Source organism: Paenibacillus sp. S33 (genome assembly GCF_053615415.1).
The window spans coordinates 3549399-3563734 of sequence record NZ_JBSIEZ010000001.1; the positions used below are offsets into that span (position 1 = coordinate 3549399).

Here is a 14336-nt window from a genome sequence, read left to right on the forward strand (position 1 = left end):
TTTCGTTTTTTTGGATATCTCAATTAGTGCACTCGAGCTAAAATGATAATCAATGCAATCACGCCAACTAGAATCAGCAGGTTGCTGACCTGACGCCATAAGCTAGGCACTCCCTCGGAGTGAAGCTTCCGCTGATTGGCATCAAAGTTCGCTTTGGCTCCTTCAGCATCTGCTGATCTAGAGAATGGTCTGTTTTCTTCATTCATAAGAGTACCTCCTTTTCAATCCACTTTAATCTTACCAAACTTTTCCGTCGATTTCGCGGTGCTTTTATGCATATACTTACCACATATTTCTGATTGCATCTTCATATATGTGAAGTGCATATCCATATGTCAATATTTCGCTGAATATAAAGTATGATGTCGAATTAAGGTAGAGTGGGTATTTAGACGTCTTTCATTGCAGGACGGTAGTTATGGTATAATTTAGTCAACTTGTTCAAGATCGTAACCAGCGCTCAACTGTTTATTCCAATTGCAATTAAATTTACATCCAATAATCCACATCCCGGTTACAACCTGCATATTCTGTTTGTAAACCCAGGAGGAGGATACCGATGTCCCCAATCTTTATAGCAAGTTTAATGATAATGGGCATATTTTTATTTCAGGCAGCCATCGTTTTCGGCATTATACATTGGATTTCAAAACGCACCCAACGTCCAGCACAAACCAAAATGTATCTTGCAATGGGTTTGCTCGTTGTAATTTTAGGCTTCCTTGTATGGGACAACTGGATACACTCACAGGAATTCAATGGATGGGCCACGATTAGTCTGCTGGTGATTATTATTAGCGCCTATATACAGCTTAGAAAGCAAAAAGAAAAATACTAATCCCATTACCATGCATCAAAGGAGGAGCGCCATGAAATCTCACTCAACACGCTTTTGGTTACAGAGGGTGCTACTGCTAATGCTTGTTTTACTCTTCAGCGGCTCTCAGCAATCATTCATTGTTGCCGATGCCGCCCCGCCAATTAATGTTCAGGCCTCTGCCAAAGCCAAGCAATTACTTGCCTACCTATCTAATGTACCGGATGATATGCTAATCTCCGGGCAGCATGATTACTTAGAGGCACCGGATGAACAAAATAACAAGCTACAACAAATCAGCGGACAATACGCAGGACTTCACGGCTATGAGTTTGGAGGATTAGCTAATCAGTCCCGTACGGCCCTACAAGAGCAACGTCAGCATGTTGTGAATAGTGCTATCCAATGGAGTCAGGACGGCGGAATCGTAGCTATTACCTTCCATCAGGCGCTACCGGGCACACCCAAAACGTGGAAAAATGTACAAGCAAAAATAACTCAAGCTGAATTTAATCGTTACATCACGCCGGGTACCCCGCAATATAAACAACTGATCGCCGATCTGGATGAGGTGGCTCTGTCCCTTAAGACTTTACGAGACGCGGATGTACCTGTTTTATGGAGACCCTATCATGAGATGAACGGCAACTGGTTTTGGTGGGGGAACAAGCAAAATTACGCTAAGTTGTGGAATCTAATGTATGATCGGTTCACTCATGTCCATCATCTGGATAACCTATTGTGGGTATGGAGTCCCAATGCCCCAAACGCATATAGCACTCCCTATAATCTGTCCTTCCCAGGTATTAACCGGGTAGATATTCTTGCAGCTGATATCTATAATAATGATTATAAATCCTCCTATTACACTGAATTGCTAAAGCTTGCGCAGGGCAAGCCTATGGGAATCGGAGAAAGTGATATTCTGCCGAGTGCGAAGGTGCTGCAAAACCAGCCAGCCTGGGCCTATGCCATGACATGGGGAAAGGAGCTGTCTGCAACCAATTCACAAGCAGCAATCAGACATTTTATGAACCAAAATAATATCATCACACGAGACCTTCTTCATGAGTCCCTCCGCTGAAAGAAAAAAGCTTTCACTTCGCTCTAAGAGCAAAGTGGAAGCTTTTTTATACTAAATCCAAATAAAGCTCTCTAACTATTTCTGATAACCTCTTCTAGATCAATATCGGCATACGCCTCTTCACCAAGATGTACGGATACAATGGTGTAGATCCGCTTGGACAGTCTAGACATCAGCCGATCACCCGGTGCTACAGAATATTCTTCCCGATAATCTCCAATTTTGTGAAAACCGCTGGACATATGGATGTACAAGTTACCCCTACGTGTTTTACCATGCACCAACATCAAATCTCCTCCTGCTGTGTAACCAACCTAATTTCCCTGTTACATGTATATCGGTCAGAACAAGATAGGATATAAGTCCCTGGTACCCTTCTTTCGTTTCACATGTTAGTGCACGTAAACGAAACGGGTCTGCCAGTGATGTGACAGACCCGTTTTTGTAAACCCATTTTCGTGATTTAGGAAGAAACTATTCTTGATAGGATTCTGCTATTGCATTCGCTGCAATGATTGCATTGTACACGTCAGCAGGACTAACCGGGAACGGCATGTTGACCATTGTATCATTCGATGCACAAGCAGCTTCAGCCACTTGGCGCCATTCAGCCTCAACAAATTCCTCTACACCCAAGTCACGAAGCGTCAACGGAAGGCCTACATCCTTCACCAGTTTAATCACGGTTTCCAGTTCCTCTTTCGGTGCATTTTCCAGCACTAGCTGGGTTAACAAGCCGAATGTAACTTTCTCACCATGCTGTGCTTTATGGAGCGAAGGAACAGCCGTCATGCCATTATGAATGGCATGTGCTGCTGCCAATCCACCTGATTCTGCACCAACACCGCTCAGATAAATAGTAGCTTCAATCGTATCCTCAACCGCACGAGTATATACTTTACGATCCACAGCACGTTTGGCCTTCGCAGCATTTTCCAGCAATGTATCATAACAAAGACGAGCAAGTCCCAGTCCTGTAGTGGAAGGCTTGTTCAGAACCAGGTTATCCCCATTGGCCTGATAGCAGGCACGAGCTTCAAAATAAGTGGCCAGTGCATCACCGATTCCAGCTGCAAAGAAACGTGCAGGCGCTGCTGCCAGGATGCCTGTATCCGCCAGTACAACGTCTGGATTAGTAGGCAGGAACAGATATTCATCAAAAGAGCCATCTTTTTTGTATATAACCGCAAGCGCGGTACAAGGAGCATCTGTAGAAGCAATCGTTGGGAAAATAACAACAGGCAGCTTTTCATAATAAGCCGTTGCCTTGGCGGTATCCAATGTTTTTCCCCCGCCAATCCCTATGATAATGTTCGAACCATGTTTACGCACCAATTCGCGGTTACGATCAATCTCTTCTTTTGTACATTCATATTGAAATTTCTCGAAGACCACCTGGTTACCAGCTGCTTCAATCGAAGCACCTGCCTCCTTTTGGGCCCTTTCAAGTATGAACTCATCACAAATGACAAAGGCTTTATCGCCATAATCCTTAATATAGTCATTTAACGACGAGAGTAGATTTTGTCCAGAAATAAATTTCTTGGGTGAAGTAACGGACCTTACAACGTTTGCCATGTAAATTCCTCCTCAGCTTTGACTCATACTCAAATTAATAATGATTTGGGCATGTGACCCCTTAACTATAAACCTCTTTTCACATTATTAAAAGGCTTATTATGGAATATTTTATGAACAAATTGTGTATCTATTATATTTGAACAGTCGAGTTCCATTCAGAATACAGGATACCCATCATGATACGATCATAACTGTTACCATCACGAAGAACAGCGGAACGAACTCTACCCTCAAGCTGGAACCCCGCCTTCTCATAAGTTCGGATCGCTTGTGTATTGTACTCAATCACATCCAAGCCGACCCGATTCAAATTGAGCTCATAAAACGCATAACGAAGAATGAGCCGTACCGCTTCTGCCCCAAAGCCCTTGCCGCGGTAGTCCGTATTACCTATACCTATTGCCAGCTGTCCGCTGCGATTATTCCACTCAATCCCGTGGATAGCAACAAATCCGATCAAGGCATCATCTGCCAATGTTCTTAATCGAAAATAGACCTCGTTAGAGCGGGGAGATCCTTCTGACTCCATCTGTTTCAACGTGTAGGGGAGCGCCAAATCCGTATCTACATTTCGCAGATACTTCGCATCCTCACCCCATTTGAACATCACTTCGGCATCTTCTTCCCTGACTGCGGCCAATTTTATTCGTTCCCCATAAAATAAATTTTCGATCTTAATGACTCTTCAGCTCCTATTATGAATTGTGTGCCATGTTTTCCGTCATAATTGTCATGCTATCCGATGTCCGCAATATAAGCTCTCCCTTTTAATTCAATGTTTAAATTTTACAAAATAATCAAACATAGCACAACCAAATCATTACAATTGTCATTGTGTGACACACAAAAAAGACCTTACAGCTGCAAGGTCTTCGCATAACTAATATTTAAACAACATAGCAACCAGCTGATATCCAGCTCCAATCGTCCAGAACAGCACATAATCACCGCGCCGGATACGACCCGATTCAATACCTTCATATAGCGCAATGAACGGGCTACTGGTACCTGTGTAACCATATCGATCACCCACATAAATCATTTGGGCATCCTCTAGCTCCAAGTGATCCTGAATCTTCAATACATTTGCTAACGAGAACTGAGACAGACAATAAGCCCGTACATCCTGAGGCGTCAGCCCATTCTTTTTTAAAATGCGTTCAAGCAGATCAAATGTAGGAGGCAAGGCCATATTGGCATCGAACGGAAGCCACTGAATATATTTTCCGGGAGCATTCCTTTGGAGTGTTGCCGCTAACCCCTGAGCCGGGTACAAAATTTTATCTATATTGACTGGGTCCGTAAAATACATTGAATCTATAAAACCGGTGTCTTCTTCTGTACGCTCCAAAATAGCCGCACATGCAGCATCTCCATAGTTCGCATAAGTAATCTCATCCTCCGGACCGGAAATGAGTGAATTATAATCTGAACCGATAATAAGCGCTGTCCGCACGTCAGGATTAGATAGCATCGACCGACTGGCTTGATCGACAGCGACTGTCATCCCTGCACAATTCGCGTTGGAATCCATCACGGCCACATCATGTCTCGCCCCAATCGCCTGGTGAACAAACAAAGCATTCATCGGAAACAGTGACTCAGGAACTTGAGTGGAGAACACGATCATATCTACATCACGGCCTGTCATACCGGCCTGTTCCAGAGTTTTTTGCGCAGCTGCAATCCCCATGGTTAGGCCGTTTTCGTTCGGATCATCAATGATATAACGCTGTTTTCTACCCATATGCTCCATGAAGCGTCGAATATCTTTGCCCCGCTCGTCAAAATGGCGAACATAGTATTCGTTATCCAACGAATGGGGCGGATGGTACACACCCAGTGCTTTTATTTTGATATGGCTCATCAGGCTTCCCCCTTACACATACGTCAGCGCATTATTGTACAACAATATCTACGTTGTTTAATCCTGCTTCGCGTGCTACTCGACCAAGCTGCATTTTAATAATGGTTTGTTGAAGGCTGATGCCAAAGATTACTTTGGCAAATCCAGTTTCTTTATAACGTACAAATGAGCCCTTCAATTTTTCCACTTCTCCCGGACCCAAAAGTGCCATCTGGGTACAATCTACCTTGAGTGTAAAGCTGGACGCCTGAATGGATGAAGTTTTGGCTACATAATCTTTTACAAAGCTATCATACTCCTCCTGGCTAAAAACTCCATTCACCGCCATATGTACCGTTTTCATGGCTTGATCTACTTTTATAGTATAAGGATGTTGACTCATTTAGAAAAACTCCTTTGATTTCATTTTTTTGTCTATTAAGAGTATCGGAATAATAGGTAGAATTTTTAATATTAAATCAGATAAATCACCACTAAAATATTACAAATTTATGAATATAAAAAACCGTCACTGCTCCTAGAAGAAGCAACTGACGGCTGGAAATTTGCGTATTCTCATGTGCAATTAATTCGTAAACGTATGGCGACCGAGTGAGATGACAGCCGGGCGACTTTTACTCCATTTGGCTGTGGCAATGGCCGGGTTGTAATAAAACAAGGACCCATTAGTCGGATCAGCACCATTAAGTGCCTGCCTGGCTGCACGGTATGCCGTCTTGTTTGGTTTCAGGCGGTATTGACCATCCTGTACAGCGGTGAATTGGCCAGGCTGCAAAATAACGTCCGGGATCGAGCTTGGAAACTCGCCGGACTGCACACGGTTTAATACGACAGCGCCAACAGCCACTTGACCTTCGAACGATTCTCCGCGCGCCTCAGAATAAATGATACGAGCCAGTTGATCCAGCGCGGTTACGCGTACCTTTCCGAAGGATTTCAGCTTGGCTTGTGTTGCCGCTCCGGCTACTCCATCAGGTGTCAGACCGTTATCTCGTTGAAAACGAGCCACCGCTTTACTGGTCAGAGAACCATAGTACCCAGTAAACCCAGCCTTGAAATAACCGAGCGAATGAAGCTGCTGTTGAAGCTCCAGCACCCGTTCGCTTTGAATCCCTTTCTTCAAAGCTGACGTTTGTGTTTGTGCTTGTGCTTGTCCTGGTGCGACTGACAATACAGTACCTAACATACATGCGCAGGACAGGATTAAAATAGATAATTTTTTCATATTCCAGACAACCTCCTCTTTCATGTTCTGTCCGGTGCAACCATTCCGGCCTGTACAACTCAGGGACGTTTATCCGATGATGTTCTTATGACATAACTTATGCCTAGCTGCAGAAGTGACGCGTGGCTACATACGGAATGGGACAATCATGCTTTCACACGTCCGTTGCAGTATACCACAAGCCGCATTTACGTATCATCCGGCTCTGGTCCTAAGACTACCCAAGCAAATAAAACGCCATCCCTAAAGGGATGACGTGTATTAAAAGCAATGGATCATGTTCTGACCACACTTGAATACGTGACTTTTTTCGCTATTTTTCGCTTCAACTTGCCCGGGATCGGAGCCTGATTTCTACTAATTCAAATCACATTTGCGCGCACACATATATGGGCGTATGCATAGAGTAGCGTACGATCATCAAATCTTGATTAACAGAAAGGCTGGAAACGACGCGTGAATTCATATATGGATTACACCTCTCCTACTGTACAATTCACCTATGATTTAAGCGACAATGTTTTGTTTCAGAAGGATGCTCAAAATTCGATCAACGAGCTGTCGATCCAGCAGCTGAATACATTGGCAAATGTATCGCTGCTGGATATTCGCCTCAGCACTGCTAATGTTGTGGAGCCTCACTATCACCAAAATGCCACAGAACTGGTCTACTGCATCTCTGGAGCAGTAACCGTGTCACTGATTAACCCCTTTAACCGCGAATTACGACATTTTCCGATCACACCTGGCCAAGTGGCTAACGTCCCTCAAGGATGGTGGCATTATCTGGTCGCCACGATGGATAACACTCATTTGTTGACGATGTTTGATGCCCCGACCCCTGAATTTATACTGGGATCTGACATTTTGCGCCTAACGCCAAATAACATTCTGGCTCATACTTACTGCCTGGATGAGAATAAGGTTCAGGAAGCGCTCGCCCCTATTAAAAAACCTGTCATCATCGGTCCTCCCAATGACTGCAAGCAGCAGCCCCCCCGAAAACCAGGGATACATGTAAGGCTTGCTGATGCTTCATCACACCATCAAGCCGTCCCCCAAAGAGATTACGCCTATACTAACGGATATCCCGGCTTCTCTTTTAATCCCTATCAAGAATAGGCTAACTTTAGTCAGGTCTTAAGTTGGAGAGAATACCTTTTCCCTGTATGTTCGCCGTTACCATAAGACCGTCCCTCTCATAAAATGCCAATGTATAAGAGGGGGTGATGGAATGGACGCTTACTACAACTGTTTGAACTGCATGAATAAAAAGGTGCGTATTCTCACCATTGACGGAAAACAGTACGAAGGAACCATTATGGATGTGGATCGTAATAATGTGTACTTAAAAACAGAACGGAACGGACGTGTACAAACGTCTGCCTTTTATCCTGGCTACGGGTATGGGAATCAAATCTTAACTTTGAGCCTATTCACCCTGCTGGCGATTGCGTTAATTTAATCCTGATCCATTGTCCGTTCCTGTCTATAGATGCCAATGTAACTCAAATGACAGCTGCCCAGCCCGGCACAGTTTGTGTAGGGCTTGTACGCTGTTATTTGAGGTGTTTTACATACGTTCCATCCTCTAAAACACTTAACCCCCCATCGATTATATACCAATGGGGGGTTAAGCTACTCAGTTCATTTTAAACCCATAAAGACTTCGTAATGATAACGAGCAGAATGAACAGTACCAGAATAGCTCCTGTCGATGTCCATACTCCTGGGTAGCCCCCTACTGAACCGCCACCACAACCTCTTTCACATTCACTCATGGTCATTGCCTCCTTCAATTCAAGGTACAACATAGCTTATGTATTGAGCTTTCCTACGGACCGGGCTTTTCGGCAATGTTATGAATGTTTTTGCTGATGGGCATTAGTCTACACCTTTCCTAGGCAGGAGCATAGGATAACACAACTAATCTTGAAGGAGTGAAGCAATTGAATTCAAATCAAATGCTCAATTACAACGTTAATCAACCTTTCCCCCATCATCCTACCTCTCACCACGTCGTGGTGCACCCTGTAGATCCGTACGTCGTAGAAACATTAAAATCGGTGATCGGCAAGTACGTTGTACTTGAGACAACACGTGGCAGAATTGATGGATGTGTAGTGGATTGTAAGCCTGATCATGTCATTTTAGATGTATACGGAAAAAAATTCTTTGTTCGAATCAGCGAAATCGTATGGATCATGCCCAACTAAACAAATTAGACATTAAAAATCCTCGCAGATCCTATTCCGGATTCGCGAGGATAGATTATAACGTTGATTATGCTAATTAAGCTCTCCTGCCAGTGAAGCCCGGAGTTCATCTATCGTTCCGTTGTATTCATCCAAATCGACTTGGCCTTGAATACCCGGAACACTGCCTGTGCTACTGTACTGCCAAGCCCACCAGCTATTCCAAGCTGGGACTGCGGTCGGCTTTTGCGTAGTGCTGTATCGGGCTACCCACAGCTTATACATAGAAAATGTAGGATCAAACTTGGAAGCAAAGACATTGCCCGTATATACGATCGGCTGACGCCCGGTAAGCCTCTCCATTTCATCCAAAAAAGCATGCGCCACTTCACTAATCTGTGCAGGAGTAAGACCTTTGGGGTTATTTTCATAGTCCATCACAGGGGGTAGATCCAGCCTGCCTCCTGCTGAATCTATAGCCCTGGCAAAATTAGCTGCTTCCTGACGAGCTCCATCCGCAGTAGTAGCGTTCAAAAAGTGGTAAGCGCCAACCAGGATGTTAGCATCTCTGGCACCCTGCACATTTACTAAAAATTGATTATCTTGATATTTTGTGCCCTCTGTAGCTTTAATAAAAGCAAATGTCTTGCCTGCCGCCGCCACTTGCTGCCAATCAATATTGCCATTATAGTGTGAGACGTCAATCCCTTGCGCGTGTCCATCAGAAGAAATCTCAGGTACTACAGGTATGGTAGGTATAACGTTCTCGGTAGTTGATGGCTCCTCTGTTTCCTGATCCAACGCTATAACCACCTTACCATCATCCGCATTGAGTACATGAAAGGATGTACTCTGATTAAGATCGACCACGATGCGTACCGAGGCTGGGTTTGTACTAGCCATGGAGTATCTTACTTGAGAAACATCTGGATCTTCTGTGACTGGAAAACTTCCTTGTCCACCATTGTTAAATGATTGCGATGCTGGAAATTCCTCAGCAAACTTTGTATCCGGTATGTCTACAACAATACGGTCTGCATGAGTCAACGTGGTTACTTTTGGGGTTACTTTTCCATTAACAGTTATAGTTAATTGGTGATTATCGAAGCTAATTTGGTTTATAGCCGTGCGCGCACTCTCTTTAGGATTACTTACAGCTGGAGTAGCAGGATGATCATGATTGGACTCGCTATTGCCGCTTGAAGTAGGAGGAGTCGTCAGGAACACGGTTTTAAGCTCGTTGTTCCAGGTCACATTCATTCCTGTCTGTTCCGATACAAAGCGAAGCGGAACATAAGTCGTCCCCTCTTTAAGCAAAGGAGCTACAGCCAATCCCATTTGATGATCATTGACAGAGGCTATGGGATTGTTGACCTGAAGACTGAGGTTAAGATTTTGCTTATGTATAGTTATGGTCCCTGTCTTGGACTCCCAATTCACGCTATAACCCAATTCCTCTACAATGAGACGGAGTGGAACCAGTACATTCCCCTTTACTTCTTGAATCTGAACACCTTTGCCAACACTTATATCTTTACCATCCAACTGAAGATGTGAACTCGAAGATGCAGCATGACTTTCTCTTGGAAATGCTAGTAGAAACAGAAACAAAAAAACAAAAAAACAAATTTTCTTCATTATGTACCCTACCAATCTCTATATTTTCGCTTATGAAATTCTTGCACTCTATGATTCTCAGGACCTCTATTTTGATAGACGCGAATCATATGGTAAAAGTTACGATTGATTCAGTACATATTTCAGTCTTATCATACAAAAGTACTAAAAAGCTCTGCCAGCTATACAGCAAGCAGAGCTTTTTTCAGTTTTATTAATCTAGTTTACTAGCAATCTTATCACCAAACGAATACTTCATGTTCACACTGTTAAAAATGTTAACCCTATAAGAATGATCGAGGTAACAGATAGTACCAGTAAGGGAAGCATTGCTTTCTCCCGCAAAGCCTTAAAGCTCACATTCAGCCCCATGCCTACCATAGCCATTGTTAGCATAAAGGTGGTAACTTTAGAAATTCCGTTCGTCAGACTAGATGGAACTACAATATATTTCCCAAAAACATAGCTGCCCACAATACTTGTGGCCATAAAGCCGATGAGGAACCAGGGAAACTCCACTTTAGCGTCTGTACGAATTTTTCCAGTTCGTTTCATCCAAACTATTAAAACAAAGCTGAGCGGTATGAGTAAGAAAACACGCCCCAGTTTAGCTAATAAGCCCATTGCAAGAGCATCCTGTCCGGCAGGCGCTGCAGCTAAGGCCACATGTGCAATTTCATGTAAACTGATGCCCGACCAGATTCCATATTGCATATCCGTCAAAGGAAGCCAGGGCCGAAGCACAGTAAACAAAATGGCAAATACCGTTCCAACCAAGGCAATGAGTCCTACTCCTATGGCTGTATCCTCATCTTTGGATTTTAACAAGGGAGAAACCGCTGCAATCGCTGCTGCACCGCAAACTCCTGTTCCAATACCAAGAAGAAGCGAAAGCGAAGCATCTGCCTTGAAACGTTTTGCCAGCCAAACCGTAAAAAAGATGGAAAATACAACGGTGCCCACATCACGCAAAAGTAAACCCAACCCATGATGAATGACAACATCCATGTTCAGCTTCAGCCCAAATAACACAATCGCTCCACGTAGTATTTTCTTTGCTGAAAACTCAACCCCCGAGCGCACAGCTTCAGGGTATCCCCACAACTGTCGGTACAGAATAGCGAGAAACATAGCACAGGCCAATGGACCTACATAATGAAAACCTGGCAATTCATTCAGGCCGTAGCCTGTCAAAGCAAATAACATCGTGAGGATAATGCCAAATATACGCTGGAATAATCGCCCTCTGTTCGAAAATAATTTGGTGTGTTGTGTATGACTGTTCATGGTGAACCCCTCCAATTCTACATGCATCCAGCTTAATATGTTTTTTGTCATAAGAAAAATAAATCATTATAATAATGATAATAAGTAAATAGATATGATGAATTTGGAGGAATGGGCTTTGGACCAATCTTTAATCGTATTTGTTATGGTCGCGGAGAAACAAAACTTCACACGAGCTGCCGAGGAGTTACACATGACCCAACCTGCGGTAAGTCAATATATTCAAACGCTGGAACGTAGCGTAGGGACCCGCCTCCTGGAGCGTAGTAATAAATATGTGCGCTTAACCAAAGCAGGTGAAATTGTGTATCATCATGCTCAGGAGATTATCCGTCTCCATACACGGATGCAATATTTGGTGGACGAGCTGATACATACGGCAAAAGGAAACCTGTCGATTGGCGCAAGCTACACATATGGCGAATATGTGTTGCCGCATGTGATTGCGCAAATGAGAATCCAGTATCCACTCATTCAGCCCTCGATTACCATCGGCAACACTCAGGAAATTGAAAAACTCATGATCCATAATCAACTGGATGTAGGCATTATCGAAGGAGAATTTCAGCATGACCATTTACACATTGAATCATTTGCTGATGATCGAATGTATATCGTCGTTCCGCAAAATCATCGTTTGGCTGGTAAATCTCAAGTGGATTTAAGTGAGCTGCAAGAGGACATCTGGATTCTGAGGGAAGAAGGTTCTGGAACCCGGGAAGCGGCTGAAAATATGTTTGCACGGTTCCGATTCTCCCCTTCTCATATGATGAATTTTGGCAGTACACAGATCATCAAAGAGTCTGTAGAAGCAGGCTTGGGGATTTCTTTGCTGTCCCAATGGGTCATTCAGAAGGAACTTGCTCTGGGCACATTAAAAGTACTGGATATTCATAATCTTCCGGTCATTCGAAAATTCTCCTTCCTAACTCCTTCTTCGACATTTGAAACGAAAGCAAGCACCGCCTTTTTGGAGATTTTGCGAAGTTATAATGTGAAAAGGTAAAGTGCAGAAACAACGAAAAAAAGCACCCATTAAGGTGCTTTCAACATATTCATTATCATGTTTTTTATGAGGAAAGATGATCCTTACCATGATATAAGAAATGAGAAAAATCAGCGTAGCTTCCTTGGAATTGTTGCATATCATGAGCAGCAATACCTACAAAATTCCCTGTAAAACCACCGGATAAAAAGCTGATATCCTGCATTTCAAAAAGCCGCTTCCAAGCAGGTTTGTCTCCGACTCCATAATAAAATTGCCCGTGGGATGCATGGACTTCCACAGCTAAATGTATAGGAAGATCGTCCTGAAGCGTAATCGCTTGGGGAACTAAGGTAAATGTGTTGGCTTCACATCGCATCATGCGCAGCACCTTCCCTTGTCCCTCCTCATAGCTAATATAGGCGTACAAATAATCTTCTTCATTAAGGTACAGTAGAAGCCCCGCCATTTGCAAATAGCTTGTTGGCTGATACTCCAATGCTGTTTCCACCCGGAAATGATGATCCGTTTGCCGAATGGCAAGCACATGATGCTGGAACAGACTTTGAATGGATTCTCCAGCTAGAATCCGAAGATAACCGGGGCGCTGGCTTAATGAACACCAGCTATCATCCGCCAGGATACGCAATGTGTTCCACGTTTTATCTAATGTGGGTCCCTCGAAAAAATCCTCGAAAATATAACCCTGCTGCTCTTGCTTAACCGAGAACTTCCCTTGAGGTGCGGGCACCTCCAATTGAGGTGTATGGCCCCCGGCGGTTAATCGCAGCCAGCCTTCATCATTCCAGTACACTTGCTGCAAGGCTGTTTCCCGTCCTAAAATGGCATATTTCCCCTCTACTGGACGTGTGCATAAATGAGCCATGTACCATTCGCCGTCCGGTGTTTGTACAAGACTGCCATGTCCTGCGCATTGTAACGGGAAATCCAGTCGATCACGTGACGTAAGCATGGGGTTGTGCGGGTCTACTTCATATGGCCCGGATATCTGCTTCGACCGTGCTACGGTAACGGCATGCCCCGTACCCGTTCCGCCTTCCGCTGTAACAAGATAGTAATAACCGTTTTGCTTGTAGATGTGAGGCGCTTCTGTTTTCTTCAAAGGAGTACAATCAAAGATTTTGACAGGCTCGCCAATGAGTTGTTGTTGCTTGCTGTCATACTCCTGCATGACTATGCCGGAAGATTTATTGCTTTCCAACATACGGTAATCCCACAATGCGTTCAACAGCCATTTGCGTCCGTCCTCATCGTGAAATAAAGACGGATCAAATCCACTACTGTTAAGATAGACGGGTTCCGACCAAGGTCCTTGGATCGTAGGCGCCGTCATTACAAAATTATGGACGTCCTTGAACGGACGCTTGGTGCTTTTCACATCCGTATAGAGCAGATAAAAAAGGTCATCTGCATAGCTAAGCTGCGGTGCCCAAATGCTGCAATTTTTCGGGTTTCCTCTTAAATCAACCTGATCGGTCAAAATATCTGTGCAATGCTCCCAGTTGGCCAAATCTTTGGACTGGTACACCCGTACTCCAGGCAGCCACTCAAACGATGACACCACAATATAGTAAGTATCCTCGACTCGTGTAATACACGGATCGGGATTAAAGCCTTTTAATATGGGATTTTGGATCATCATGAGACCTCACTTCTC

The 14336-nt window shown here is 43.9% G+C and carries 17 protein-coding genes; 6 read left to right on the forward strand and 11 right to left on the reverse strand.

What is annotated here, in order from left to right:
• Positions 1 to 23 precede the first annotated feature (23 nt).
• Complete coding sequence (locus ACWGXJ_RS16130) at positions 24 to 206, reverse strand: hypothetical protein (RefSeq protein ID WP_235309438.1); 183 nt, start codon at positions 204 to 206, stop codon at positions 24 to 26.
• 353 nt (positions 207 to 559) lie between these two features.
• Here ACWGXJ_RS16130 and ACWGXJ_RS16135 point away from each other — a divergent pair, with 353 nt between their 5' ends.
• Both ACWGXJ_RS16135 and ACWGXJ_RS16140 read left to right on the forward strand, forming a co-directional pair.
• Positions 560 to 838 (forward strand): hypothetical protein, encoded by a 279-nt coding sequence (locus tag ACWGXJ_RS16135; protein ID WP_069289956.1) that lies wholly within the window; start codon positions 560 to 562, stop codon positions 836 to 838.
• Between the two features lie 31 nt (positions 839 to 869).
• Positions 870 to 1901 (forward strand): glycosyl hydrolase, encoded by a 1032-nt coding sequence (locus tag ACWGXJ_RS16140; RefSeq protein ID WP_348620070.1) that lies wholly within the window; start codon positions 870 to 872, stop codon positions 1899 to 1901.
• A 71-nt stretch (positions 1902 to 1972) separates the two neighbouring features.
• Here ACWGXJ_RS16140 and ACWGXJ_RS16145 read toward each other — a convergent pair whose 3' ends face one another.
• The 6 genes from ACWGXJ_RS16145 to ACWGXJ_RS16170 all read right to left on the reverse strand — a co-directional run bounded on the left by ACWGXJ_RS16145 (position 1973) and on the right by ACWGXJ_RS16170 (position 6574).
• Positions 1973 to 2188, reverse strand: coding sequence for a hypothetical protein (locus ACWGXJ_RS16145; RefSeq protein WP_013311038.1), 216 nt, complete (start codon positions 2186 to 2188; stop codon positions 1973 to 1975).
• A 187-nt stretch (positions 2189 to 2375) separates the two neighbouring features.
• Positions 2376 to 3479 carry a glycerol dehydrogenase gene (locus tag ACWGXJ_RS16150; protein WP_061828476.1) on the reverse strand — a complete coding sequence of 368 codons (1104 nt, stop codon included), beginning with the start codon at positions 3477 to 3479 and terminating at the stop codon, positions 2376 to 2378.
• A gap of 133 nt (positions 3480 to 3612) precedes the next feature.
• Positions 3613 to 4161, reverse strand: coding sequence for a GNAT family N-acetyltransferase (locus tag ACWGXJ_RS16155; RefSeq protein WP_452567915.1), 549 nt, complete (start codon positions 4159 to 4161; stop codon positions 3613 to 3615).
• Between the two features lie 201 nt (positions 4162 to 4362).
• Positions 4363 to 5349, reverse strand: coding sequence for a ketoacyl-ACP synthase III (locus ACWGXJ_RS16160; RefSeq protein WP_452567155.1), 987 nt, complete (start codon positions 5347 to 5349; stop codon positions 4363 to 4365).
• 31 nt (positions 5350 to 5380) lie between these two features.
• Positions 5381 to 5731, reverse strand: a complete 351-nt coding sequence (locus ACWGXJ_RS16165; RefSeq protein WP_342426547.1) for a hypothetical protein — start codon at positions 5729 to 5731, stop codon at positions 5381 to 5383.
• A 183-nt stretch (positions 5732 to 5914) separates the two neighbouring features.
• The gene (locus ACWGXJ_RS16170) at positions 5915 to 6574 is read right to left on the reverse strand and encodes a cell wall hydrolase (RefSeq protein WP_069289960.1); all 660 of its coding nucleotides are present in this window, start codon (positions 6572 to 6574) and stop codon (positions 5915 to 5917) included.
• A gap of 456 nt (positions 6575 to 7030) precedes the next feature.
• On the opposite strand from ACWGXJ_RS16170, the gene ACWGXJ_RS16175 reads away from it, so the two are divergent.
• Both ACWGXJ_RS16175 and ACWGXJ_RS16180 read left to right on the forward strand, forming a co-directional pair.
• Positions 7031 to 7696, forward strand: a complete 666-nt coding sequence (locus ACWGXJ_RS16175; protein WP_452567156.1) for a cupin domain-containing protein — start codon at positions 7031 to 7033, stop codon at positions 7694 to 7696.
• 112 nt (positions 7697 to 7808) lie between these two features.
• On the forward strand, positions 7809 to 8039 hold the full coding sequence (locus tag ACWGXJ_RS16180; protein WP_025719727.1) for an LSm family protein: 231 nt from the start codon (positions 7809 to 7811) through the stop codon (positions 8037 to 8039).
• 187 nt (positions 8040 to 8226) lie between these two features.
• Here ACWGXJ_RS16180 and ACWGXJ_RS16185 read toward each other — a convergent pair whose 3' ends face one another.
• Positions 8227 to 8355 (reverse strand): hypothetical protein, encoded by a 129-nt coding sequence (locus ACWGXJ_RS16185; protein WP_013371969.1) that lies wholly within the window; start codon positions 8353 to 8355, stop codon positions 8227 to 8229.
• A gap of 168 nt (positions 8356 to 8523) precedes the next feature.
• Between ACWGXJ_RS16185 and ACWGXJ_RS16190 the strand changes: the two genes are divergently transcribed.
• Positions 8524 to 8790, forward strand: a complete 267-nt coding sequence (locus ACWGXJ_RS16190) for a DUF2642 domain-containing protein (RefSeq protein ID WP_025719729.1) — start codon at positions 8524 to 8526, stop codon at positions 8788 to 8790.
• A gap of 72 nt (positions 8791 to 8862) precedes the next feature.
• Here the strand turns inward: ACWGXJ_RS16190 and ACWGXJ_RS16195 are convergent, their stop codons facing one another.
• Positions 8863 to 10407: a GH25 family lysozyme gene (locus tag ACWGXJ_RS16195; protein ID WP_452567157.1), complete on the reverse strand. Its 1545-nt coding sequence runs from the start codon at positions 10405 to 10407 to the stop codon at positions 8863 to 8865.
• A gap of 240 nt (positions 10408 to 10647) precedes the next feature.
• Entirely contained in the window at positions 10648 to 11673 is a 1026-nt protein-coding gene (locus ACWGXJ_RS16200; protein WP_452567158.1) for a YeiH family protein, read from the reverse strand.
• A gap of 118 nt (positions 11674 to 11791) precedes the next feature.
• Between ACWGXJ_RS16200 and ACWGXJ_RS16205 the strand changes: the two genes are divergently transcribed.
• Positions 11792 to 12679, forward strand: coding sequence for a LysR family transcriptional regulator (locus ACWGXJ_RS16205; RefSeq protein ID WP_452567159.1), 888 nt, complete (start codon positions 11792 to 11794; stop codon positions 12677 to 12679).
• Between the two features lie 64 nt (positions 12680 to 12743).
• Here the strand turns inward: ACWGXJ_RS16205 and ACWGXJ_RS16210 are convergent, their stop codons facing one another.
• The gene (locus ACWGXJ_RS16210; RefSeq protein WP_442436309.1) at positions 12744 to 14321 is read right to left on the reverse strand and encodes a family 43 glycosylhydrolase; all 1578 of its coding nucleotides are present in this window, start codon (positions 14319 to 14321) and stop codon (positions 12744 to 12746) included.
• Positions 14322 to 14336: the final 15 nt, after the last annotated feature.